The organism is Hyalangium sp. (genome assembly GCF_045802625.1).
GTDB lineage: Bacteria > Myxococcota > Myxococcia > Myxococcales > Myxococcaceae > Hyalangium.
The window spans coordinates 11,848-36,989 of the sequence record NZ_JBJMQP010000251.1 but is presented as its reverse complement, the minus strand read 5'-3'; the positions used below and the strand labels follow the sequence as shown (position 1 = coordinate 36,989).

The following is a 25,142-nucleotide window of genomic DNA, read 5'->3' as shown; positions in this document are numbered from 1 at the left end:
GCGCGCCGAATCCCGGGCTGCCACCCTCGAGCGTGCGAGGGTGGCAGCCCCTCGGAGAGCGGTCGCGCCACATATCAATCGCTGGTCACCCGCAGGGGCGTTGAGAGGGGGCGCTCCTCGCAGTCGAGCGCGGTGCCGTCCTCCCACGCCAGCATGAGGAACTCCGCCGGCCCATCGAGCGCGATGATGGGGTGGTGCCAGACGCCCGCGCGGTAGTTCACGCCCTGCCCCGGGCCGCACACGAACGCGCGCAGCTGGGAGAGCTCCGGCTCGCCGCGGGCGTCGCTCGGGCACACGACGACCAGGAAGCGCCGGCACGCCATGGGCACGAACATCTGAGTGGAGCACGGGTGGCGCTCGACCAGGCGCACCTCGAAGGGCAGCGCCTTGGCCACCGAGCGGAACACCGCGAGGTTCGGCTTCGCCTCGGGCCGGGTGCTGGCGAGCTGGGCGATGTAATCGTAGCGGGTGGCCGTGCCCTGGTTGGCGCTGGTCCCGCCTCCCAGGTCCAGCCCGATGACATCACCGAACGGTGCGAACGCCTCTTTCGTGAGGGGCTGCGCCCGAAGTGCTTCGCGCATGCTCGATACTCCTACAGCAGTAGATCCGGGCGCAGCATACGACACAGTGAGCCCCCCAAAGCCCGTGGCTGCAAAGATCGCGTGTCTCTTCCGCTACGCCGCGCTTCCTGAAGATCGTCTCCAAAGCCGCCCAATGCCACCCTCTGAGGTTGTGCGCCTGCCGCCCTTCCTGCTAGGTTAGGAGCGTTATGCGCGACTTCCCATGTTCCCGCCTCATACTGCTTGCTGTGCTCGTGGCTTTTGCCGCCAGTGCCGGGGACCGAGAGCCTCAGATCCGGAATGTCACCTTTCCCTGGCGGCCAGACCGGCTTGCTCGCCTCGTGTACGTCGCGGGAGAAGTCGCCACCGTTCTGCACTTCGAGAAGGACGTCGACCTGGCGCGCACGAAGATGGAGGGTTGGGAGGGTCGCTTTGAGCCCCTCGCGGTGGCCGGTAAGGTGGTGGTGCTGGTGCCGCTCTATGATCTGACTCCAGAGGACCGCCTGCCGCTCGTGGTCACGTTGGTGGACGGAACGCAGGTCCCGTTCACCGTCACGGCGGACAAGGCGACCGTGGACCATCAGGTGAACCTGTTTTGGGACCCGGAAACCATGAAGTACCTCCGGGCGGACTTGGACAACGCACTGAAGAGGGAGCAGGGCTACCGGGAAGAGAACGAGCGTTACGCACGAGAGGAGAACTCACCGGATCATGCTCTGGCCGCACTCCTCGCGACAGGCTCTGCCCAGCAGACGCTTTTCCGGCGTTGGCGGACCTATGTCTTCAAAGACACGGAGTACTTGGACTCCGAAGCCGTTGCCACCGTCTATTCCGGCAAGGGGAAAGTGGCCGTCGTTGTGAGGATCGAGAATCACGGCACCCGTGCTTGGAACCTGGATGAGGCGCGATTGACGTCAGCGGATGGCTTCTGGTTGCCCGAGACGAAGAAGCTCAACTGCGCCGTGCGAATGACGCCCCGGTCAATTGCTCCCGGTGCTACCGGTGCGGTGGCCGTTGTCGCGGATAGGAGCGCGTTTGTCTCGGAGTCCGGGCTCGAAACCTTGGCGCTTCAGCTCATTCGCGACGACGGGATCGTGCAGGTCTTCGTGAAGTTGGACCCGTCGCTCGCCCGCGAGTAAGAGCCCGACATGCGGATCATCAAGCGCACCCCGTTGTGCCTGTGCGGCGCCCTCCTGCTTATGACGTCCGTTGGCTGCCCGGCCACCGGAACTGGGCGGGTAGCCCTTCGTCCAGACGGGACCCCCGGCCACGAGGAGTGCCCCGAGGAAGCCCTCAAGGCGATGCGGTATCTCCAGATCTCTGTAGGTGACGGCGGCCTTGTGACACTCGATGTGAACCAGACCGACACCACTCCCGTCACTCTCTATGAAGGGCCGGTTGAGAGCATGCTGGATGAAAATCTAGGTCCTCTCGAACCGCCAACGCGGCTGTACGGCCGGGTTTGGACCGGTGGCCCCCAGGTCGTCATTCGCTACTACGCAGCCCAGCCCCCCGGGGGAAACAGGGTGCCTATCTGCGCGGTAGCCCGGCTCGCGAAGGGCCAACTCAAGAAGCGCCCTGACTCCAAGCCGGGGACAGCGATCCTCGAATTCTCCGTGGCAGGGGTCTACGTCGTCGATGAGTTCCGGTGAGATCTACCAGCAGTTGAAGAGAGCCCTGTGAGTTGGAGCAACCGCTCGTGAAGACAAGAACGCCCGGGGCCACTGCCCGCCCCGGGCGTCCTCGGCACTCACACTTCACTCAGGAGCAACAGACCGTCAGAAGGCGGTCCCGTTGGCGCGCTTGCCCGGCGAAGACGTGAGGCTCGACACGGAGGTGTGCAGCACGAAGCTCGCGCCGCTGGTGGCGTCCGGGCTCCGGTTGGCCGACACGCCATCGGTCCCGCCGAGCGTCGAGCTGAACGTGGCGCTGTCCACCGTCGTCCCCGCCGAGCTCTTCACCGTCACGCTGTCTCCGGCGTTGGCCAGGTTGAGCATCCCCGTGGACGCGGCCACCGCGTTGGTCAGCCCCACCGGGATGGCCGAGGCCCCGCCGAAGACCACGATGGCCTTGCCCGCCGCCAGGCTCGTACCGCTGGCGAAGGTGTGGCGCACCGCCGTCCCGTCGGAGATCGTCCACCCGGACAGATCCACCGCCGTGCTGCCCGAGTTCACCAGCTCCACGAACTCGCCGTTCACGTCCGAGCCCGGCTCGTTGATCATCACCTCGTTGATGAACACGCCGCCCGAGCCGCCACCGCCCGAGGTGGTGATGGTGAACGCCGCGTTGCTCGTGTCGGTGACGGCGGAGTTGGACGCGTCACTCACCCGCACCTTCGCGGCGGTGGTGGCGCTGCTGGGCACCGTCCACGCGTAGCTGCCCGTGGACGCCGCCGTGCTCGAGGTAATGACCGTCCAGGTGCTGCCATCCAGCGTGTACTCCACCTTCACGTTCGTCACGCCCGAGGACGTCCAGGTGATGCTGTGGCTGCTGCCCCCCGCCCAGCTCTCGCCGCCGTTGGGCGAGCTCACCGTGACGCTCGCGCTGGTGGTGTCCCCGGGGATGAGGAAGTCCTTGATGATGCCCATGTGCTGCATGTTGGTGGCGCCGCTGTCGGTGCTCAGCGCCGGGGAGATCTCCGAGAGGGGCGAGTACACGCGCGTGTCCGCCACCAGGCCCCCCGAGAAGCTGCTCGCGCCAATCACCGTGGCCGTCTTGTACGCGCTCAGATCGCCGTCCACGATCACGTGATCGTACGGCTTGGCTCGGGTCGCGTTGGTGTTGTCGTTGCCGTTGCGGTCCGCCGGGTAGGGGCTGCTCTCGGAGGCCACCGAGGAGAAGGTGGTGAGGCACGCCTCGGTGCGGGTGTCGGTGTTGAAGTCACCGCCGATGGCCAGGAAGTCCCCTACCGGCACGTTGGCCTTGATGAGGTTGACCAGGTTGGTGGCCTCCGTGTTGCGCACGCTGCTGCTGCTGGTCAGCAGGTGCACGCTCACCACCCAGAGATCCTTGGGGCCCGGCACGTCGATGCGCGCCCACGTGAAGGCGCGGTTGGACACCTGGGTGTCCGTCCAATCTCCCGCGGCGAGGATGGGCCAGCGGCTGATGACGCCGTTGGGGATCTGGTACGTCGTGCCCGCCGCCCGGTAGTACGAGAAGCTGGTGCCAAAGGCCGTGTTGACGAAGCCGCGGATGGCGGTGGCCGAGTTGTCCCCGTAGTTGAACTCCTGGAGCATCACCACGTCCGGGTGGGTGCCCTGGAAGATGCGGATGCCCTCTCCCGGGTCATAGCTCTGCAGGTTGCCGCTGGTGATGTTGGCGGCCATCAGCCGCATCGGCACGCTCACAGCCTGCTGGGCCGACAGGGTGTCCGTGTCCGCCCGGTCCACCTCCGTACCGCCACAGGCCACCAGGGTCAGTGAGAGCAGGGCCGCCAGAAATCGGCGGTCCAGGAGCGTGTGCCTCGACGAGGGTTCAGTGATTCTCACGATGGATTGAGTCCTGCCCCGGAACCGGAGCGATGGGGGGGTGCACGGAGAACAGCTTTCTCCGGGTGGAGGGGGAATTCCTACTCCACCGCTCTTCTTTATCACCACGGTCCGACTTGACGTTGCGTGCCGCTCTGGTGAATTCGTGACGCACGGGGGTGAGGTCACCCAGGACCCCGCCCGCCTGAGGCGGCGCAGGATTTTCACGGCCTTGTCCGTCCGGGAACGCTTCGCGCAAGCCTTGCGGGTTGGATGGGACCTTTCGGGAAGGTGCCGGCTGGCATCGCCATTGCTGTGTCCAGGAGCAAACCCCCCGTCCCCCCTCTATGAGCCCGCCCCCGCCCGTCCATCCGAGTCCTGATCTGCGTCTGGTTCCTGTCGAGATTGCTCCCGAGACCTTCTGGGTCGGAAAGCGCGAGCCCGGCAGCATCTTCTTCGCCAACCCGTTCCTGCGCCGCTTCCGCGGCATGGATCCCAAGACGCAGCGGCAGAACGAGTTCAACCTCCTGATCGATCCCGGCTCGAGCAGTGACTTCTCCACCATCCACACCAAGGTGGTGTCGCTGATCGGCGGAATGGATCGCCTGTCCGCCCTCTTCATCAACCACCAGGATCCGGACGTGGGCTCGTCAGCGGCCATCATCTCCGCACGCTACTCGCCGCGCGCGGGCATCGTCTGCTCGGAGGACACCTGGCGGCTCATCGTCCACTTCAACCTGCCGCGCAACCGCTTCATCGCCACCGAGAAGTTCGCCCGGGGGCTCAACGTGCCCACCGGGCACACGCTGCTGCCGGTGCCCTCGCCCTTCTGCCACTTCCGCGGCGCGGTGATGCTCTATGATCCGGAGACCCGGGTGCTCTTCTCCGGCGATCTGTTCGGCGGGCTCACCGACGCGCACGCCCAGGGCCTGTGGGCCGAGGAGTCCGACTGGAAGGGCATCCGCGCCTTCCATCAGATCTACATGCCGGTGAACGCGGCGCTGGCGCGCGCGGTGGCCGCCATCCGCCAGCTCCAGCCGGCCGTGGAGCTCATCGCTCCCCAGCACGGGCGCATCGTGCGCGGGGCGCTCGTCCAGCAGTTCCTGGAGCGCATGGAGCGGCTGCAGGTGGGGCTGGACATCATGGACGAGGCCCAGGACCGCACGCACCTGCAGGCGTGGAACTCGGTGGTGGACCGGGTGCTGACCCTGGCGCGCGGCTACCTGGGCACCTCCGTGGAGAGCAAGCTCTCCAGCAGCTCGGAGCTGGCGGACACGGCCGCCTTCGATGGCAAGAGCCTGAAGGTGAACCGGATGGGCAAGTGGACCCTGGAGCACGTGGTGGCGCTGCTGTGCCAGGGCGAGCCGCCGGAGATCGCCGGCCCCATCCTGGTCGAGGCCACCAGCGCCGCCGCCGAGTACAACCTGCCCACGCCCCACGTGGACATCGAGGGAGACGCAGGGCACGGCCGGCTCTCGCCGCTCAATGGCTGACGCGTGCCACTCCCCCGGCTTCAAGACATGACGTCCCCACGGAGATGCCTGTGAAGGCCACGGATGACAACTCGGCAGTGAGCTACCTGGGTGGCGAGGAGACCTGGCCGCGCCCCTCCTTCGCTCGCACGCCTTCCGGCACCCTGCTCCAGGGCGCGGTGACGCCCGTTCCTCCCGAGCCGCCCCCGGCCGTGCGCGGCCTGGTACCAGGGCAGGTGCTGGCGAGCCGCTACCGCGTGGAGCGATGGCTGGGCGCTGGCGGAAGCGCGGCGGTGTACGCCGCCACGGACCTCAAGGTGGGCACGTCCGTGGCCCTCAAGCTGCTGACAGCCTCCAGCCATGAGTTGGCGCTCGTGGCCCGCTTCCGCCAGGAGCTGAAGCACACGCAAGTGCTCGAGCACCCCAACATCCTGCGCCTGCGCGAGGTAGGGACGGATGGTGAGCGGCACTTCCTCATCTCGGAGCTGCTGCAGGGGATGGATCTGCGGCACGTGCTGCTGGCGCGGCGCCCCACGCTCGCCGAGTCCCTGCGCTGGCTCACCCACGCGGTGTGCGCGCTGGAGCACGCGCATGGGCGCGGCGTGCTCCACCGGGACGTGAAGTCCGGCAACCTCTTCATCACCCACACGGGCGTGCTCAAGCTGGTGGACTTCGGGCTCGCCAAGAGCGCGCACGTGGCAGGCCTGACGACGCAAGGCGCGGTCTTCGGCACGCCCGAGTACATGGCCCCGGAGCAGGCCGTAGGTGAGCCCGTCTGCCCCGCCACGGACCTGTACGCCCTGGGAGTGGTGGCCTACGAGTTGCTCACCGGCCAGCTCCCCTTCCGTCACACCCAGCCGATGGCGCTGATGTTCCAGCACGTGCAGCAGCAGCCCGCGCCCCCGCGCACCCTGAACCCACAGCTGCCCGAGCCCTTCGAGCGGATCGTCCTCAAGCTGCTCGCCAAGGCGCCCGAGGCGCGCTACCCGAGCGCCTCGGCGCTGCGGACCGCCCTCCAGGAGCTATGGCCGCTGGTGCTTCCCGCCACGTCCCAGGCCGGACCCACGCGCACCGCGGCGCCGCGGCTCGAAGTGGCGTAAGCACCATCACGAGGGAGCTTCCCTACCCGCCCGGTAGGGCTATGGTGCGGGCCTTCTCAGCCGTGGAGGACTGGCACATGCCGAAGATGGACAGCCTGGTGGAGTACACCCTGGAGTTGCTGGAGCCGCTCGGGCCGGTGCAGGCGCGCTCGATGTTCGGCGGGTGGGGCTTCTATTCGAGCGGGTTGATGTTCGGGGTCATCGTCGATGGCCGCTTCTACCTGAAGGCGGATGAGCTCACGCACCCGCTGTTCGAGGCGGCGGGCTGCGAGCGCTGGTCCTACGACAGCGGCAAGGGCAAGGGCGCCACCCGCATGCCCTACTGGACGCCCCCCACGGACGCCAGCGACGACGCCCATGCCCTGCTGCCGTGGGCCCGGCGCGCGGTGGAGGCAGCCCAGCGCGCGGCGGCGAAGAAGGCGCCTCGCGCAAAGAAGGCCGCCGCGAAGAAGAAGGCAGGCGCCCCCCGCTCGCTCAAGCGGTCTTGATGGCGGCGGCGGACTGGAGCCCCAGCTCGCTCACGGACACCTCTCGCATCCGGAACTTCTGCACCTTGCCCGTCACGGTGAGGGGGAACTCCTCCACGAACTTCCAGTAGCGAGGAATCTTGAAGGTGGCGATCTTCCCGGAGCAGAAGGCCACCAGCTCCGCCTCGGTGAGCGCCACGCCCGGCCTGGCCTTCACCCACGCCATGACCTCCTCGCCGTACTTCTCGCTCGGCACGCCGATGACCTGGGCCTCGCTCACACCCGGGTGGGTGTGGAGGAACTCCTCCACCTCGCGCGGGTAGATGTTCTCGCCGCCGCGGATGATCATGTCCTTGATGCGGCCGACGATCTTCACGTAGCCCTCCGCATCCATGGTGGCCAGATCCCCCGTGTGCATCCACCCGGCGGCGTCGATGGCGCTCTGGGTGGCCTCGGGGTTGTTCCAGTACCCCAGCATCACGCTGTAGCCGCGCGTGCACAGCTCGCCCGGCTCCCCCCGAGCCACCACCGCGCCCGTCTCCGGGCTGACGATCTTCACCTCGATATGCGGGTGCACGCGGCCCACCGTGGACACCCGCCGCTCCAGCGGATCCTCCAGCCAGCTCTGGGTGGACACCGGCGAGGTCTCCGTCATGCCGTAGCAGATCGTCACCTCGCGCATGTTCATCCGCGACTGCACCTGCTTCATCACCTCCACCGGGCACGGCGAGCCAGCCATGACGCCGGTGCGCAGCGTGGACAGGTTGAACTCCCCGAACCGGGGGTGATCCAGCTCCGCGATGAACATGGTGGGCACGCCGTAGAGCGAGGTGCAGCGCTCGGCCTGCACTGCCTGGAGCACCGAGAGCGGCTCGAACGCCTCGCCCGGCACCACCATGCACGCGCCATGGCTGGTGCACGCCAGGTTGCCAATCACCATCCCGAAGCAGTGGTAGAAGGGCACGGGGATGCACACCCGATCCGCCGGGCCGTAGCGCAGCGTCTCCCCGATGAAGAAGCCGTTGTTGAGCACGTTGTGGTGCGACAGCGTGGCGCCCTTGGGAAAGCCCGTGGTGCCGGACGTGTACTGGATGTTGATCGGATCATCGAACTGGAGCGAGGCCTCGCGCTCGGCCAGCTCGCGCTCGCTCGCCTTTGACGCCTGGGCGAGCAGCCTCTCCCAGTCCTCCTCCAGCACCAGCGCCTGCCGCAGCTCCGGGCAGCGGGGGCGGACCTCCTCCACCATCTTCCGGTAGTCGGACTGCCGGAAGGCTCGCGCCAGCAGCAGCACGCTCGCGCCGGACTGGCGCAGCACGTACTCCAGCTCCGCCGTCTTGTACGCGGGGTTGATGTTGACCAGGATCGCTCCCAGCCGCGCCGTGGCGTACTGGGCCACCACCCACTCGAAGCGGTTGGGAGACCAGATGCCCACCCGGTCTCCCTTCCCCACGCCCAGCGCCAGCAGCCCGAGCGCTGCCTGCGTCGTCAGCTCCCAGAGCTGCCGGTACGTGGCCCGGAAGCCCTGCGACAGCACCACCAGCGCCTCCTGGCCGCTGTAGCGCTCGACGGTGCGGCGCAGGTTCTCGCCGATGGTGTCTCCCAGGAGCGGGGTGCCGCTGGTGCCGTGGACATACGAAAGGACGGAGGACATGGCGGATCCTCCCCACGAGCCACGAGCGCTCGCAAGGCACCTCCGGACCCGGGTGAGCAAAGCAGAGCGGAGGTTCGTCCGTTATAGTGGAAAAACCTCCGCCACTTCCACTGTCCTTGGGTTAAGGTCCGCTCCCCCATGGTTGCCCCTCACGACAAGTTGCTCGCGGTCCTGCTGGAAAGCCGCCAGCGGCAGTGCTTCCCCACGGAGATCCGCAGCGCGGCGCCCGAGTTCGTCCAGCACGTGCTGGGGCTGCTCTTCCCCCACTTCGCCAGCCAGCTCGAGCGCAACGCGGCCGCCATCCAGCGAGACGTGATGGCGGTGGAGGCCCACCTCGTCCGGCTGCAATCGCTGCTGGAGCCCCTCTACCCGGAGATGGACTCCACCATCCCCCAGCGCTTCATGGAGCAGTTGCCGGACATCTACACCTGTCTGCGGCAGGACGCCGAGGCCATCCACGAGGCGGATCCCGCCGCGCGCAGCGTGGACGAGGTGATCCTCACCTACCCGGGCTTCTACGCCATCGCCATCTTCCGAGTGGCCCACGCCCTGTACACCCTGGGCATGCCGCTGTTGCCGCGGCTGCTCACCGAGTTCGCCCACCAGCGCACCGGCGTGGACATCCACCCGGGCGCCACCATCGGCCGGCGCTTCGTGATTGATCACGGCACTGGCGTGGTGATTGGCGAGACGACGGTGATCGGCGACGGGGTGAAGATCTACCAGGGCGTGACGCTGGGCGCGCTGGTGGTGCAGAAGAACCTGTCCGACAAGAAGCGCCACCCCACGCTGGAGAATGACGTGGTGGTGTACGCCAACGCCACCATCCTCGGCGGAGACACCGTGGTGGGCCGAGGCACCGTCATCGCCGGCAACGCCTGGCTCACCCAGAGCGTGCCACCCCAGTCCATCGTCACCCGCCGCACCGAGGTCCGCCACCGCAACAACGACGCGGATCTCGGCGAGATCGAGTTCCACATTTAAATAACCCCTGCGCAGTCACCTACCCCGCGAGGCCCACCCCATGAAGGCAGCCAACATCCTCCAGACCATCGGCAACACGCCCCACGTCCGCATCAACCGGCTCTTCCCCTCGCGCGTCGAGGTGTACATGAAGCTGGAGCGCGCCAACCCGGGCGGCAGCATCAAGGACCGCATCGGCCTGTCGATGATTGAAGACGCCGAGCAGCGGGGCATCCTCAAGAAGGACAGCGTCATCATCGAGCCCACCTCGGGCAACACGGGCATTGGCCTGGCCATGGTGGCGGCGGTGAAGGGCTACAAGCTGATCCTCGTCATGCCCGAGTCCATGAGCCTGGAGCGGCGCCGACTGATGGCGGCGTACGGGGCCCAGCTCGAGCTGACGCCGCGCGCCGGGGGCATGAAGGGCGCCATCGCGCGCGCGCAGGAGCTGGTGGCGCAGACGCCGGGCGCGTGGATGCCGCAGCAGTTCGAGAACGAGGCCAACATCACCGTGCACAAGCGCACCACGGTGAAGGAGATCCTCGCGGACTTCCCCGAGGGGCTCGATTACATCATCACGGGCGTGGGCACCGGCGGCCACATCACCGCGTGCGGCGAGGAGCTGAAGAAGGTGTGGCCCAAGCTGAAGGTGTACGCGGTGGAGCCGTCCAAGTCGCCGGTGATCGGCGGCGGCGCACCGGGGCCGCACCCCATCCAGGGCCTGGGCGCGGGCTTCATCCCGAAGAACCTGCACACGGCGGCCATTGACGGGGCCATCGCCATCCCCGAGGAGGAGGCGTTCGACTTCGCCCGCCGCGCCGCCAAGGAGGAGGGCATCTTCGTGGGCATCTCCTCGGGCGCGGCGCTGGCGGCGGTGAACCGCAAGCTCTCGGAGATCCCCGACGGCAGCCGGGTGCTCACCTTCTGCTACGACACGGGCGAGCGCTACCTCTCCATCGAGAACCTGTTCTGAGCGGGGCGCCTCACGCGCGCCCGCGCAGCATGAGCCCCCAGTAGAGCCGCGGCAGGCCGTACTTCTTCATCAGCCACATGTCGCGCCGCTCCTGGAAGGTGTTGATGAGCGGGAAGCTCGGAGTGGGCTTCCCCTCGTAGTCGAACTCGGCCAGCAGCAGCTTGCCGTACCCGGTGGTGAGCGGGCACGAGGCGTAGCCGTCATAGCGCGCCTGGGGCTCGCGGCCCGCCATCACCGCCAGCAGGTTCTCCACCAGCACCGGCGCCTGCTTGCGGATGGCGGCGCCCGTGCGCGAGGTGGGCAGATCCGACGCATCCCCGAGCGCGAACACCTCCGGGTAGTCTGGGTGCTGGAGCGTGAACTTGTCCGCCTTCACCCAGCCCTTGTTCGGACCCTCCTGCCAGGCCAGCGGCCCGCGCTGGATGAAGTCCGGCGCGCTCTGCGGCGGCGTCACGTGGAGGATGTCATAGGGGATAACGGCCTGGGCCTTGCCTCCGTCCTCCCGAGGCACCTCGAAGAGGGCCTCGCGCTGCGGCCCGCGCACCTCCACCAGGTTGTGCTGGAAGCGGGTGTCGATGCCGTAGCGCTCCACCACGCCCTGCAGCACCTGGGCGAACGGCTGCACCCCGAAGAGGGCCTTGCCGCCCGAGCCGAAGATGATCTTCGAGCGCTCCCGCTTCCCCGTGCGCCGCAGGTAGTCGGCCGCCAGGTACATGATCTTCTGCGGAGCCCCGGCGCACTTCACCGGAGTGCTCGGGTGCGTGAAGAGCGCGGTGCCACCCCGGAAGTCCTGGATCATCCTCCACGTCTTCGGCGCCAGCTCGAAGTCGTAGTTGCTGGAGACATGAGGCGTCTTCAGCGCCTCGCGCAGCCCGCGCACCTTATCCCAGTCGAGCTGGATGCCCGGCGCGACGACCAGGTAGTCGTAGCTCACCCGCAGCCCCGAGGAGGTACGCACCTCGCGGGCCACCGGGTCCACCTCCTCCGCGCGCTCCTGGATCCAGCGGGTGCCCTTGGGGATGAAGTCCGCCTCCTCGCGCACGCTGTCCTCCGCCCGCGCCGCCCCCGCGCCCACCAGCGTCCAGAGCGGCTGGTAGTAGTGCTTGCGGGAGGGCTCGATGATGGCCATGTCCGTCACCCCCTGGCGCCGCAGCCGGGCCGCCACGGTGATGCCCGCCGTGCCGCCTCCAATCAGGAGGACGCGGAAGTGTTCGCGCGCTCGCACCACGACCAGCGGCGCGGCGGGAACCAGAGCAGTCTCTACGGTCGTCATGGGAGCTCCAACTCCGAAGCCGTGCGGGTTCGTCCTCGACCCCTTCGCTGGAGCATGGCGCGTGCCAAGGGACTCCCCGGGGCCATGCCCTGGGGTGAGCCACGGACGCCCTGGCAAGAAACGTTGAAACGTTTCACGAAACGTTCCAGCAACGGGGGCGTGTCACTTCCACCTGGAGCGTCTCCCCCTCGGCGCCGAGCTTGGGCACCCTGGCACGCGGCTGGCACTGAGCCCGCGGCAGGAGGCAAGACCCCATGCTCTTCCGTCAGCTGTTGGACCCTGAGACCTCGACGTACACCTACCTGGTGGCAGACCCCATCTTCGGCGAGGCCGCTCTCATTGATCCCGTCCTGGAGCAGGTCGACCGGGATCTCACGCTGGTGAAGGAGCTGGGGCTGACGCTGACCCACGTCCTGGAGACGCACGTGCATGCGGACCATGTGACGGGCGCGGGCCTGCTGCGCGAGCGGACGGGCTGCCAGGTGGTGGCCAGCATGAAGGGGGCCTCCTGCGTGAATGTCCACGTGCGGCACGGAGAGCAGGTGCGGGTGGGCGGACTGGCCTTCTGGGTGCTCGCGACGCCGGGGCACACGGATGACAGCTTGAGCTACCTGGTGGGCGACTGCCTCTTCACCGGCGACGCGCTCCTGGTGCGCGGCACGGGGCGGACCGACTTCCAGAACGGGGACGCGGGGCAGCTCTACGACTCCATCACCCGGGTGCTCTTCCTGCTTCCGGACGAGACGCGGGTGTACCCCGCCCACGACTACCAGGGCCGCATGATGACGACCCTCGGCGAGGAGAAGCGCTTCAATCCGCGCCTGGCCGGCAAGGATCGCGCCGCCTTCATCCAGCTCATGTCGGGGCTGCACCTGCCGCCTCCGAGGAATCTCGAGCTCGCGGTGTCCGCCAACCGCGCCTGCGGCCTGCCCGCCGAGCTGTCCCAGCACTGAGCCCCAGCGAGCCCCCTTCCACCGTCTACCTGGAACCGGCCCGCTCCACGGGAGCGGAGCCCGGGAGGTCCTCATGCACGCCGCTTCCATCCACTCCGTTCACCCCCGAGCGCTGGGCACCCTGCCCCCCTCGGTGCGCCGCATCGATGTCCGCGAGCCCGCCGAGTTCCAAGGAGCGCTCGGGCGTCTGCCACGCTCCGAGCTGATCCCGCTCGCCACCCTTCCCGGCACCGCGGCGGTGTGGCCTCGCGGCGAGCCGCTGCTGCTCATCTGCCGCTCGGGCGCACGCTCCATGAAGGCGGCGCAAATCCTGGCCGAGCTGGGCTTCACCTCGCTCTACAACCTGGAGGGGGGAATGCTGGCGGCGCTCGAGGCGGACGTCGAGGTCGAAGGGCAGGCCATCACCCTGCGCATGAGCCCAGGACAGGCGCGCGACGCCCTGTGCGCCGCGGTCCGCGAGCTCTATGGCCCGCGCACTCCGCCGCCCTGCGAGAGCCTCTTCGAGGTCCCCTCCGGCTTTCCCGCCCCGGATCGCTTCGCGCTCCTCCAAGCGCTCAACCGGCTGGGCGCGCGAGCCCGGGCGGACGGGCTGTCCCCGGAGGCCATCGAGCACACCGTGCGACGGATGAGGGAGTTGGTGGCGCTGATGGAAGACTGGAGGAGCCCGGCCTCATGACGACGCTCCTGCTGGGCGCCGTGCTGTCACTGCTGGCGGGCGTCTCGCTCGGGTTGCTGGGCGGCGGCGGGTCCATCCTGACAGTGCCCATCCTCGTGTACGTGCTCGGCATGAGTGCGCGCGGCGCCATCGCCACCTCCCTGGTGGTGGTGGGGGTGACGAGCGCCATGGGCACGCTCTTTCACGCCCGGGCCAGGCGCGTGGAGTGGCGGGTGGGCCTGCTCTTCGGCGGGGCGGGCATGCTGGGCGCGGCCATGGGGGGCCGCGTGGGGAAGTTCGTCCCTCCGGCGCTGCTGCTCGTCGCCTTCGCGGCCATGGTGCTCGCCACCGCCCTGGCCATGCTGCGCAAGCGCTCGGCTCCGGCAGCGGCGCCAACGCAGCCCGCGGTCCAGCGCCTGCTCGCGGTGCTGCGCAACGGCTTCGGCGTGGGGCTGTTGACGGGGTTGGTAGGCGCGGGCGGCGGGTTCATGGTGGTGCCCGCGCTGGCCCTCTTCGGTGGGCTGCCCATGCCGAGCGCGGTGGCCACCTCGCTGCTGGTCATCACGCTCAACTGCGCCTCGGGCGTGTTCAGCGCGACGCTGGGCGGTGCGCCCGTGGACTGGGCGCTGGCGGGAGGCATGTCCGTGGCCTCCGTGGTGGGCTCACTCGTGGGAGCCCGGCTGGGCCGCGGCCTCTCCCCCGAAGCGCTGCGCAAGGGCTTCGCCTGCTTCATCGTGGCGCTCGGCGCCTTCATCCTCGTGCGCGAGCTGGCCACGCTCCTACATGGGCCCTCCCTGCGAGCTGTCGCCCTGGCTGGCAGCCTCACCCAGCCGTGAGCCTCCGCGCCCGCCGGCGAGCCCACAGCGGCAGCACGGCCAGCCCCAGCCACCACAGGCTCCCGCTGGAAGCTCCGGCCTGACAGCCACCCGCCGCGCTGCTGCCGCCCTCCAGCACCGTGACGGTGAAGGTGCAGCTCGCCGTGTTCTGCCCCGCGTCCTTCGCCGTGGCGGTGACCACCGTCTCTCCCACCGGGAAGGTGCTGCCGGGCTCCTGGCTGTAGCTCACGGTGGTCGCGTCCAGGTTGTCCGTCGCGGTCGCCTCGGGGAAGTGCACCACCGCGCCCTCTGGCTTGGAGGCCACCCCCTGCTGAGGCCCCGGGCAGGTGATGACCGGCGCCTCCGAGTCCACGTTCCTTACCTGGAAGCTGCACGTGGAGCTGTTGCCCGCCGCATCCTTGGCCGTGATCTTCACCTCCGTGTCCCCCACCGGGAACAGGCTCCCGGGGGGATGCTCGGTGATCACCTCGGGGTTCGGGGTGACGGCATCCTCCACCGACAAGCTGTAGTTGAGGGGAATAGGCTCCGCGCTCGTGGCCGGGAACACCATGTCTCGCGGGCAGGTGAGGCGCGGCGCCACCGTGTCCTGGACGGTGAGCGAGAACTGGCACGGGGTGGAGTTCTTCCCATCGCTCGCGGTGACGGTCACGAGCGTCGTGCCCAGCGGGAAGATGCCCCCGGACCGGTGGTTGTAGTTCAGCGTGACGTCCGGGGACACCGCGTCGCTGGCCACCACGAAGTAGTTGGCCAGGGCCCCCGCCGGCCCCGTGGCCTCCTGGACCACAGCCTTGGGGCACAGCAGCAGCGGCGGCGTCTTGTCCTGCACGTTGACGTGGAAGGTGCACGCCTGACTGTTGCCCGCCGCGTCCCGCGCCGTGATGGAGACCACCGTGTCCCCCATGGGGAACAGGCCCTCGGGCGGCCAGCTGAAGCTCATCGCGGGCGGCGTCACCGCGTCATCGAACACCTTGGAGGGCGGCAGGGAGAAGAAGGCGCCCTGCGCGCTGATCGCCTCCACCTCCTGGTTGCTCGGGCAGGTGATCACGGGCGCGAAGCAGTCCACCTCGTTGAGCGGGATGACGAACAGCTCGTCGCCGAGCGTCGGGTGCGTAGCCACGAAGAAGAGCTTGCCCCCCGAGATGGTCATCAAGCGCGGCTCCGAGCTGGCGCTCTGCGGGTTGATGTCCGTCAGCTGGACCGTCCCCGCTCCATCGCTCTTCCACAGCTCGCTGCCCGAGATGCCATCATTGATCTGCGCCAGCAGCCCCCCGGGCCCGGCCGTCAGCACCGGGTTGAGCGGGCCGCTGGAGCCGGGGATGAAGTCGCGCACCAGCGTCGTCCCCGCCGCCGTCCCATCGCTCTTCCAGGGCTCCAGCCCGCTCTGCCCGTCATTGGCCAGGAAGAACACCCGGTCTCCCACGGCGGTGAGCTGCTGGGGATCCGAGTCGAAGAAGCCAGCCTGGAGGTCCTTGACGAGCTGCGTGCCCGCCGCTGTCCCATCGCTCTTCCACAGCTCGGCGCCGTACACATTGTCCCGGAGCCGGAAGAAGAGCGTGCGGCCCGCCACGGTCAGCTCCTGGGGCGCATCGTGCGAGGCGTCGAAGGCCATGGGCGCCACGGGCCCCGTGCCCGCCGCCGTCCCATCGCTCTTCCAGAGCGTCGCGTTGAAGTCCGTCCCATCCGTGGCGGTGAAGTAGAGCACGCCCTCCATCACCCTGAGCGAGCCCGGCAGGCTGCCGTTGACGCCGGGGCGGATGTCCTTCACCCGCACGGTGCCCGCCGCCGTCCCATCGCTCTTCCACAGCTCGGCGCCGCTGGAGCCGTCATCCGCCGCGAAGAACACCTGCCCGTTCATCGCCGTCAGCCCGGACGGAGAGGAGCTCCCGGCGCCGGCGACAATGTCCCGCACCAGCCGGGTGGTCGCGGGCGTCCCGTCACTCCTCCACAGCTCGAAGCCCGAGCTCCCGTCGCTCGCGCTGAAGAACAGCGTGGGGCCCACGGCGATGAGCTCGGCCTCGAGCGCCAGCCCCTGGCTGGGGAAGCTCTTGAGCGGCAGGGTGCCCGCGGCCGTCCCATCGCTCACCCACAGCTCCACCGAGTTGGACGAGGTGGAGACGGTGAAGAACAGCCGGGAGCCCACGGCGGTGAAGTGCCCCAGCGCCGCGGTCGTCTCCCAGGCCGGAGGCCCCTTCACTCGCACGGCGCCCGAGGCCGTCCCGTCACTCTTCCACAGCGCCAGGCCGTTGGAGGACTCGCTCACCGCGAAGAAGAGCGTGCCCCCCACATCCACCAGCAGCGAGGGCGCTGGCAGGGGCGAGCCGCTCGCGCTGTCCCGCACCAGCACGGGCGTGACGCAAGGCTCTCCTGGAACCGTCGCCGTGCCGCCGGCGGCTCCCCGCGCGGGCAGGAGCAGCCCCAGCACAGGCAGGAGGAACAACAGGTGTGCGGCGCGCCGGTGGAGGCACATGGTTGCGCTCTTCTCCAGGACTGAGCCCCACCCCCTGTCTACCTCACTCCCCCCCTCCATGGGAGCCCCGCGCGGAGCACTGGCCCACCCACCGCCCGTCGGGGGTTACCCCAGAATACACAACGGCCGGTGCCCTCTGCTCCGGGCACCGGCCGTCTGGGACTTCTACCGTCTGGAGGGACTAGCGGCCCGCCAGGGTGTCAGCCTGCGAAGAGAACGACGGCGGCGTCTCGTTCGGGTTCACCGGCACGTACACCTTGCACGTGCCCGTCGCAGTGTTGAACGAGCTGTCGTCCGCCTTGTAGCCCAACGTGTACACGCGGGTAGTCCCGTTCGTGTTGAGCCGGACACGAACCTGGATCTTGCCGTTGTTGATGACGACGTCGCCCGGATCCATGTTCGGATCGTTCGAGGTGACCTGCAGATCGTACGCCCGCTGATTGATGTCCAGGTAACCCTCGCACAGATCCCACAGGTAGCCCGTGCACTCAGACAGCTCCACCGTCCGCATGGAGTTGTCCACCGGGAACGCCTTGATCGCGGGCTTCTGCTCCAGCTTCGGCGCCAGGTTGTCGATGACTTCCACCGAGCGCGTCAGCGGATCCGCCCAGTTGAAGGCGCCGTCACGCACGTCGTACTCGAGCGTGTACACGCCCGGCGACTGCTTGTTCACGTCGCCGAACACCTGGACCAGCGGAGACACGTCGCCGTAGCACTGGTCGTCGCCCGTGGCACCCAGCTCCACGTACGGATCCGGATCCACCTCGACCTCGTTGCCCGGCTTGGTCGGATCGTGCGTCGGCAGGAAGCACTGGGTCTTCACGTTCTCCGGCCCGTTGAGGTACAGCACCGGCTTGAGCGTGTCCTGCACGTACACCGAGAGGATGGCGCCCTGGATGTTGTAGCTGTCATCCCAGGCCAGGTACTGCACGTAGTACAGACCCTCGACCTCCGTCGTCGGGCCAGGCCCGAAGTCGTCCGGATCGATGTCGCCGGGGATGCCGTCGCCATCGTCGTCGCCGCTGTTGTACTGGTGCACCACCAGATTGCCCTGGCACGTGTCGCTCGCCGTGGCGCCCGGGTTCGACCACACGTTGCCAATCGCGTGGCCCGTGCACTCGTAGTGGATCTCCGGATACAGGTCCGTGTACCCGTTGACCGACAGCACCGGCGTGCCCGTGTCCACCACCGTGAAGTGGCGCGAGGCCCCGTTGGTGGTCTTGTTGCCGGCCGGATCCGTGACCGAGTAGGAGACGGTGTAGTCACCCGGCACCCTGGGCAGCGTGGCCGGCGTGGCCACGATGTTGGCCGTCAGGTCGCCGTAGCAGGCGTCCGTGGCGGTGACCCCCAGCGCAGGCTGCACGCCGCACTCGATCTCCTCAGTGGCCGGGCCCACCACCGAGAGCACCGGGGCCGTGGTGTCCTTGACCTTCACGTCACGCGACGCGTGGGCCGTGTTCCCGAACTTGTCGCGGGACTGGTACTTCACGATGTAGCTGCCCTCGGTGTGGTTATCCACGCCGTTGAACTCGACGAAGACCCCGCTGGACACATCACCCTGGCAGGCGTCCAGCGCCGTGGCACCCGGATCCACGTACGGGCTGCCGCACTCGAGCTGCACCGGGTTCGGCTGGTTGAGCGAGATGACCGGCGCCTGCGTGTCCGTGATGTTCACGTTGCGCACCGCCTCGTTCGTGTTCCCGCTGGCGTCTGTCGCGTGGTACTTCACCAGGTAGAAGCCCGTGGCATCCGTGTTGACGGGGTTGTCCGTGGTGACCGGGGCCGGACCGGAGCACACGTCCTCGGCCGTGGCACCCAGATCCGCGTACGTGCCCTTGCACTCGACGGTGACGGCAATGTCGCCGTTGACCGTGATGGCCGGGCCCACCGTGTCGGTGATCTGCACGTCGCGGGTCACCGTGGGCGAGGTGTTGCCCACCGTGTCATGAGCCGAGTAGCCGAGCACATAGTGGCCCGCCACCCGCGTGTTCACCGAGCCGCTAACCGACACCGGCACCGAGCCCACGCACGTGTCGGTGGCCGTGGCCCCCGGATCGTTGTACGGGCTGCGGCTGCACTCGAGCACCTGGCTGGCCGGGCCGTTGAGCGAGATGGTGGGCGGCTGGTTGTCGTTCATCGTCACCGTGCGCGCCACCGGCGAGACCGTGGTGTTGCCGGACGGATCCGTCACGCTGTAGGTGACGGTGAAGTTGGCCGGCTGGCTCGGGTTGGGCGTCTGCGTGGCGACGATGGCGGACGTCAGATTCCCGGCGCACGCGTCAGAGGCCGTGGCGCCCGGATCCGTGTAGGTGGTGCCGCACTCGTACGTGGTGGTGGTCGAGCCGAGCACGGTGAGGGTCGGCTTCTGCGTGTCCTGCACGTGCACATCGCGGCTGACAGACGGGGCGCTGTTCCCCGCCGAGTCGGCCACGTTGTAGACGAGCGTGTACGGGGTCGTCCTGGGCCCGTTCGTGTTCACCGTGCCGCTGACCGTGATGGAGGCGTTGAGGTTGCCCTCGCACACGTCCTGGGCCGTGGCGCCCGGATCCACGAACGGAGTACCGCACTCCAGGTTCACAAGCGCCGCGCCTTTGAGCGCCAGCGTCGGCGCCACGTTGTCGTTCACGTGCACCGTGCGCACCGTGGGCGAGGTGGTGCTGTTGCCCGACGGATCCGTCACGCTGTAGGTGATGGTGAACTGGCCCTTCTGGTTGGTGTTGCCCGAGCGGTTCACCTGGATGGCGGCCGTCAGGTCGCCGGCGCACGAGTCCGAGGCCGTGGCGCCCGGATCCATATAGGTGGAGCCGCACTCGAACGTCTGATCGAGCGGGCCGGTGACCGAGATGGTCGGCTTCTGCGTGTCCTTCACCTGCACCGCGCGGGTGACGGCCGCGGCAGCGTGGCCCGCCGTGTCGGACACGTTGTAGGTGAGGTTGTAGCTGCCCACCGCGGCCGCGTTCACCGAGCCAGACACCGCCACCGCGGCGTCCAGGTTGCCCGCGCACACGTCCGTCGCGGTGGCGCCCGGATCCAGGTAGCTGGAGCCGCACTCCACCACCTGCGTCGCCGAGCCATTGAGGGCCAGCGTCGGCGGCAGCGTGTCCTGCACCGTCACCGTGCGGTCCACCGTCACCGTGTGGTTGGACGGATCCGACACGCTGTAGTGCAGCGGGTAGGCGGCCGGCACCTTCTCGTTGACCGTGCCCGTCTTGGAGATCTGGGCCGTCAGGTTGCCAGCGCACGCGTCATTGGCCGTGGCGCCCGGATCGCTGAACGGCGTGCCGCACTCCAGCGTGGGGCTGGCCGAGCCGTTGAGGGCAATGCTCGGCGGCAGATCATCCACCACCGTGACGGAGCGCACGTCGGAGGAGGTGACCGAGTTGCCAGACGGATCGGCCACGCTGTACTTGATGCTGTAGCTGCCCGCCGCGTGGGAGTTGACGCTGCCCGTCTTCACGATGGCAGCCGTCAGGTCGCCGGCGCACGCGTCAGAGGCCGTGGCGCCCGGATCAGCGTACGTGCCGCCGCCGCACTGCACCGACTGGCTGAGCGGCCCCAGGACGGTGATGGACGGGGCGCGCGTGTCCTTCACATCCACCAGGCGGTTGAGCGGCGAAGCGGGATTGCCCGCCGGATCCGTCACGTTGTAGGTGACCTGGTAGGTGTTCGGGGCCATGTTGTTGACCGAGCCCGTCGTCGTGATGCTGCCGGAGATGTCGCCGAAGCACGCATCGGTGGCCGTGGCACCCGGATCGGTGTACAGGTCGGCGCACTCGATAGTCTGGGAGGACGGGCCGAGCAGCGCCAGCGTCGGCTTCTCGTGGTCGTTCACTTTCACCTCGCGGGTGGTCAGCGAGGTGAAGCTGTTGCCCGAGTGATCCGTGGCCGTGTAGGTATACGTGATGGTGCCCGGCTTGCTCGGGTCGCCCGTCTTGGTCGAGCTGACCGTGGGGTTGAGATCGCACGCGTCCGAGGCCGTGGCGCCCGGATCCACATAGGCCGAGCCGCACTCGAACGAGTCGGAGAGCGGGCCGTTGACCGTGATGCTCGGCGCCAGCGTGTCCTGCACCTTCACGAAGCGGTCCGCGGAGACGCTGTGGCCGCTGCCGTCGTTCACCACGTAGGTCAGCTTGTAGGGAGTAGCGGACGGCGTCTTGTTGTCGACCGTGCCGCTCTTCGTGATGGTGGCCGTCAGGTTGCCGGCGCACTGGTCGCTGGCGGTGGCGCCCGGGTCGGTATACGTCGAGCCGCACTCCAGGGTGGAGTTGGTCAGGCCGTTGAGCGCCAGCGTCGGAGGCAGCGTGTCGCTCACCGTCACCGTGCGGCTGGCGGACGAGGTGCCCACGTTGCCGGACGGGTCCGTCGCCTGGTAGCCGATGATGTAGTTGCCCGGCGCGCTCGGGTTGGCCGTGGAGGTGGCCACCGCCGGCAGCACCCCGGCGCACGCGTCCGAGGCCGTGGCGCCCTGATCCTGGTACGCCGGATCACCGCACTCGACCGGGACGTTGAGCGGGCCGTTGATGGTGACGACCGGCTTCTTCGTGTCGGCCACGGTCACCATGCGGTTGACCGCATCAGCAACATTGCCCGCTGGATCCGTCACGCTGTAGGTGAGCTGGTAGGTCTTCGGATCCTTATTGTTGACCGAGCCCGTCGTCTTGATGCTGCCGGAGATGTCCCCGAAGCACGCATCGTTGGCCTTGGCACCCGGATCGGTGTACGGGTCAGCGCACTCGATGGTCTCGGTCGCCGAGCCATTGAGCACCAGCATCGGCTTCTCGTGGTCGTTCACTTGCACCTGGCGGGTGGTCAGCGAGGTGAAGCTGTTGCCCGAGTGATCCGTGGCCGTGTAGGTGTACGTGACGGTGCCCGGCTTGCTCGGGTCGCCCGTCTTGTTCGAGCTGACCGTGGGGTTGAGATCGCACGCGTCCGAGGCCGTGGCGCCCGGATCCACGTAGGCCGAGCCGCACTCGTACGAGTCGGAGAGCGGGCCGTTGACCGTGATGGTGGGCGCCTGCGTGTCGCTGACCTTCACCGTGCGGCTGGTCGAGGCGACATGGCCATGGCCGTCATCAGCGCTGTAGGTGAGCGGGTAGTTGTTGGGGACCTTGTTGTTCACGCCACCGGACACATCCACGTGCAGGGTGCCGACGCAGTGATCGTTCGCCGTGGCCCCCGGATCGTTGAAGGGCGAGCCGCACTCGAGCGGCATGGTGGCGGCACCGTTGAGGGAGATGGTCGGCGGCTGCGTGTCCTGCACCGTCACCGTGCGGCTCCCCGAAGAGGTGCCCACGTTGCCGTACGGGTCCGTCGCCGTATAGGTCACCGAGTAGTTACCCGTCGCGTTCGCGTTGGGCGTGGAGGTCGCCACCGCCGGCAGCGCTCCAACGCAGGCGTCGTTGGCCGTGGCGCCCTGATCCGTGTACCCGTCGCCGCACTCCACCGTGACCGCGGTCTGCCCGGTGATCGTCACCGTCGGCGGCTGCGTGTCCTGCACCGTCACCTTGCGGTCCGCGGAGACGCTGTGGTTGGCGTTGTCGCTCACCACGTAGTGCAGCTTGTAGGGAGTAGCGGACGGCGTCTTGTTGTCGACCGTGCCGCTCTTCGTGATGGTGGCCGTCAGGTTGCCGGCGCACTGGTCGCTGGCGGTGGCGCCCGGGTCGGTATACGTCGAGCCGCACTCCAGCGTGGAGTCGGTCAGGCCCAGCAGCGTCAGCGTCGGCGGCAGCGAGTCCTGCACCGTCACCGAGCGGCTGCCGGTCGAGGTGCCCACGTTGCCGGAGGGGTCCGTCGCCGTGTACTTGACGCTGTAGTTGCCCGGCATGTTCGTGTTGGCCGGGGGGTTGGCCACCGCGGCCACCACACCGGCGCACGCGTCGCTCGCCGTGGCGCCCGGATCCGTGTACGCGCCGCCGCACTCCACCATCTGGCTCGGCGGGCCCGAGATGGTGACGGACGGCGCCTGCGTGTCGCTCACCGTCACGGTGCGCGTCACCGGAGTCGCGGCATTGTTCTTCGCGTCCTTGACGTTGTAGGTCAGCGTCTGGGGGGTGTTCAGCAGCTTGTTGTCCAACGTGCCCGTCCTGACGATGGAGCTGGTCAGGTTGCCGTAGCACTGGTCATTGGCCGTGGCGCCCGGATCGTTGAAGGTCGCGGCGCACTCCAAGGGCACGTTGGCCGAGCCCACCAGCGTCAGCTTCGGCGCCAGCGTGTCCGCCACCGTGACCGAGCGGTCGCCGGAGTAGCCCGCGTTGCCCGACGGATCCGTCGCCTTGTAGTTGATGACGTACCCGCCCGGCACGGCCATGTTGATCGTGGTGCTGTAGACCGACGTCGGCAGGGCGCCGGCGCACAGGTCCGAGGCCGTAGCGCCCGGATCCGTATACGTGCCACCGCACTCCACCGTCTGGCTCACCGGGGAATTGAGCGTCACGGCTGGCTTGGTCGTATCGCGCACAGGCACGGTACGGGTCGTCTGCCCGGTGTGGCCCGACGTGTCCGAGACGGTGTACGTGAGCTTGTAGTCACCCACCGCCGTTGTGGTCACCGAGCCGGTCTTCACGATCTTGGCCGTGACGTCGCCTTCGCACTGATCGTTGGCCGTGACACCCGTATCGGTGTAGCCCTGCAGGGCGCACTCCACCGCGCTGACTGCGGGGGCCGTGATGACGGGCGCCAGCGTGTCGGCCACGGTCACGTTGCGCGTCACCGTCGGGGACTTGTTACCGGCCGAATCCGTGGCGTAGTAGTTCAGCGGGTAGAGCTTGGGCGTACCCACGTCCACCGTACCGGTCTTCGTGATGCTGCTCTGCGGCAACTCGCCCGAGCACATGTCGCTCGCGCTGTAGCCCGGGTCGGTGTACGTGCCGCCCTTGGTGCACTCCACCGACTGATTCACCGGCGCAACCAGCGACACCGTCGGAGCCACCTTGTCCAGCACCGTCACGGTGGCCGAGCACACCGCCGAGTTGTTCTTCTTGTCCGTGCACGTCAGCGTCACCGTCGTGTTGCCGATGTTGTACGGCCCGGCCGGGCTCTGGACGCAGCCCACCAAATCGCCATCCTGATCCGTCGAGCCGCCGTTGATGTCGGCCGTCATGCCGCACTGGTTCGTCGCCGACACCGTCTTGTTCACGCAGACCGCGACCGGCGGATGGTTGGCCGACGGAATATGGGGGATCTTGCAGAACGAGGTGCACGCGCCGATGGTGCCGGAAGTATCCGCCGAGCGGCCGTTGTTGATGCCGTTGTCGCACTCCTCACCGAACGCCGTGTCCACGTGGCCGTCGCCGCACCAGTTGTTGTGGCACGACCACGAGCACGTCTCACTGGGCAACTGTCCACCGCTGGCCGGCGCGCCGTTGATGCCATCACCCTGGTCGCACTCCTCACCTGAGGGGATCCATTCGGGCGAGCCGCAGCCACCGCCGTAGGGCGCGGCGCCGCGCACCAGGACGTACGGCGTGCCCACGAAGGGCGTCTCGTTGCCATAGTCGTAGATGAAGTCGCTGTAGACCTTCTGGCCGGGAATGGGCACCGAGGGGTCGGAGTTCATCGCGAGCGCCACATACGAGAAGGTGCGATCCGGATAGGTGGTGAACACCGTGCCCGTCGAACACCCGTCGTTGCCCACGAGCAACCCGTCCCACATGTTCCGGGAGATGACGTCGTTGCTCATCTGGAAGATGTGCCCGTTGTCGGCGCACGTCGACAGGCCCTGCACCTTGAAGGTGCCGAACGGCTCCAGCAGCGCCACCGCCGTGTTGGGCGGGGCGCTGTTGTAGGCGCAGCCCAGCGCGATGTACATGCCCGTGCGGTACTGCACGGTGTTGAGCACGAAGCTGACGGCGCTGTTCACCAGATCAATCTGGCCGTTGGAGCTCGGGGCCCCAGCAACGATGGCCACGTCGCCGTCGACGATGGCGCCCCAGGTGGCGCGGGTGTCGATTGCCACCTGGTATGCGTCCGGGCCTGCCTGGCACGCCGCATCGCCAATGATGATGGCCTGATAGGACATGAACTGATCGGCCGTCATGTCGTGCCATTGCGCCGGAGTCACCACTTCGGGCGTCAGCCCCCCCCAGGCGTAGACCGCCTGAGCCTCGGGGCTGTTCAGTCCGTCGGCCACGCTGCTGCCGAGGATGAGCACCTTGTTCCCGCTGCGGATCTCCTGCCTCGAGCTGTGCGCGCTAGCCGGGGTCGGCTCAGGCAATGGCGCACCATCTTGCTGGCCGCAGGAGCTGGCCGCCAATGCGACCATCACCAGCGACGCTCCCCATACGCCTTTGAGTTTCATACGGTACAT

The 25,142-nt window shown here is 68.3% G+C and carries 16 protein-coding genes; 10 read left to right on the top strand and 6 right to left on the bottom strand.

The genetic code is table 11. The annotated features are described in order from the left end of the window. Window positions 1-74 precede the first annotated feature (74 nt). Complete coding sequence (locus ACJ8AT_RS39105) at window positions 75-581, bottom strand: ureidoglycolate lyase (protein ID WP_407743092.1); 507 nt, start codon at window positions 579-581, stop codon at window positions 75-77. A 188-nt stretch (window positions 582-769) separates the two neighbouring features. Here ACJ8AT_RS39105 and ACJ8AT_RS39100 point away from each other — a divergent pair, with 188 nt between their 5' ends. Next, window positions 770-1,699, top strand: a complete 930-nt coding sequence (locus ACJ8AT_RS39100; RefSeq protein WP_407743091.1) for a DUF2381 family protein — start codon at window positions 770-772, stop codon at window positions 1,697-1,699. 9 nt (window positions 1,700-1,708) lie between these two features. Beyond that, the gene (locus ACJ8AT_RS39095) at window positions 1,709-2,212 is read left to right on the top strand and encodes a serine/threonine protein kinase (RefSeq protein WP_407743090.1); all 504 of its coding nucleotides are present in this window, start codon (window positions 1,709-1,711) and stop codon (window positions 2,210-2,212) included. A 126-nt stretch (window positions 2,213-2,338) separates the two neighbouring features. On the opposite strand, the gene ACJ8AT_RS39090 is transcribed toward ACJ8AT_RS39095, so the two are convergent. Beyond that, window positions 2,339-4,048, bottom strand: a complete 1,710-nt coding sequence (locus ACJ8AT_RS39090) for a lamin tail domain-containing protein (RefSeq protein ID WP_407743089.1) — start codon at window positions 4,046-4,048, stop codon at window positions 2,339-2,341. Between the two features lie 326 nt (window positions 4,049-4,374). Between ACJ8AT_RS39090 and ACJ8AT_RS39085 the strand changes: the two genes are divergently transcribed. From ACJ8AT_RS39085 to ACJ8AT_RS39075, 3 genes are all read left to right on the top strand, one after another. Then, complete coding sequence (locus ACJ8AT_RS39085) at window positions 4,375-5,520, top strand: hypothetical protein (protein ID WP_407743088.1); 1,146 nt, start codon at window positions 4,375-4,377, stop codon at window positions 5,518-5,520. Window positions 5,521-5,564: 44 nt separating this feature from the next. Then, window positions 5,565-6,599, top strand: coding sequence for a serine/threonine-protein kinase (locus tag ACJ8AT_RS39080; protein ID WP_407743087.1), 1,035 nt, complete (start codon window positions 5,565-5,567; stop codon window positions 6,597-6,599). A 77-nt stretch (window positions 6,600-6,676) separates the two neighbouring features. Next, complete coding sequence (locus ACJ8AT_RS39075; protein ID WP_407743086.1) at window positions 6,677-7,087, top strand: TfoX/Sxy family protein; 411 nt, start codon at window positions 6,677-6,679, stop codon at window positions 7,085-7,087. Here ACJ8AT_RS39075 and ACJ8AT_RS39070 read toward each other — a convergent pair. Continuing rightward, the gene (locus ACJ8AT_RS39070; protein WP_407743085.1) at window positions 7,074-8,717 is read right to left on the bottom strand and encodes an AMP-binding protein; all 1,644 of its coding nucleotides are present in this window, start codon (window positions 8,715-8,717) and stop codon (window positions 7,074-7,076) included. The genes ACJ8AT_RS39075 and ACJ8AT_RS39070 overlap by 14 nt on opposite strands. A gap of 138 nt (window positions 8,718-8,855) precedes the next feature. On the opposite strand from ACJ8AT_RS39070, the gene epsC reads away from it, so the two are divergent. Together epsC and cysK are read left to right on the top strand one after the other, a co-directional pair. Beyond that, a complete protein-coding gene (epsC, locus tag ACJ8AT_RS39065) occupies window positions 8,856-9,701 on the top strand; it encodes a serine O-acetyltransferase EpsC (protein WP_407743084.1) in 846 nt (281 codons plus the stop codon). 40 nt (window positions 9,702-9,741) lie between these two features. Next, the gene (cysK, locus tag ACJ8AT_RS39060) at window positions 9,742-10,653 is read left to right on the top strand and encodes a cysteine synthase A (RefSeq protein ID WP_407743083.1); all 912 of its coding nucleotides are present in this window, start codon (window positions 9,742-9,744) and stop codon (window positions 10,651-10,653) included. Between the two features lie 10 nt (window positions 10,654-10,663). Here the strand turns inward: cysK and ACJ8AT_RS39055 are convergent, their stop codons facing one another. Further along, window positions 10,664-11,926: an FAD/NAD(P)-binding oxidoreductase gene (locus ACJ8AT_RS39055; protein WP_407743082.1), complete on the bottom strand. Its 1,263-nt coding sequence runs from the start codon at window positions 11,924-11,926 to the stop codon at window positions 10,664-10,666. A 254-nt stretch (window positions 11,927-12,180) separates the two neighbouring features. Here ACJ8AT_RS39055 and ACJ8AT_RS39050 point away from each other — a divergent pair, with 254 nt between their 5' ends. The 3 genes from ACJ8AT_RS39050 (at window position 12,181) to ACJ8AT_RS39040 (ending at window position 14,370) form a co-directional block, all read left to right on the top strand. Next, a complete protein-coding gene (locus ACJ8AT_RS39050; protein ID WP_407743081.1) occupies window positions 12,181-12,879 on the top strand; it encodes an MBL fold metallo-hydrolase in 699 nt (232 codons plus the stop codon). Between the two features lie 73 nt (window positions 12,880-12,952). Continuing rightward, window positions 12,953-13,555: a rhodanese-like domain-containing protein gene (locus ACJ8AT_RS39045; protein WP_407743080.1), complete on the top strand. Its 603-nt coding sequence runs from the start codon at window positions 12,953-12,955 to the stop codon at window positions 13,553-13,555. Beyond that, window positions 13,552-14,370 carry a sulfite exporter TauE/SafE family protein gene (locus ACJ8AT_RS39040; protein ID WP_407743079.1) on the top strand — a complete coding sequence of 273 codons (819 nt, stop codon included), beginning with the start codon at window positions 13,552-13,554 and terminating at the stop codon, window positions 14,368-14,370. Before ACJ8AT_RS39045 ends, ACJ8AT_RS39040 begins: the two co-directional genes overlap by 4 nt. On the opposite strand, the gene ACJ8AT_RS39035 is transcribed toward ACJ8AT_RS39040, so the two are convergent. Next, window positions 14,357-16,837, bottom strand: coding sequence for an ELWxxDGT repeat protein (locus tag ACJ8AT_RS39035; protein ID WP_407743078.1), 2,481 nt, complete (start codon window positions 16,835-16,837; stop codon window positions 14,357-14,359). The two genes, ACJ8AT_RS39040 and ACJ8AT_RS39035, sit on opposite strands and share 14 nt — an antisense overlap. Window positions 16,838-17,018: 181 nt before the next feature. Continuing rightward, complete coding sequence (locus ACJ8AT_RS39030; RefSeq protein WP_407743077.1) at window positions 17,019-25,049, bottom strand: immunoglobulin-like domain-containing protein; 8,031 nt, start codon at window positions 25,047-25,049, stop codon at window positions 17,019-17,021. Between the last annotated feature and the right edge of the window lie 93 nt (window positions 25,050-25,142).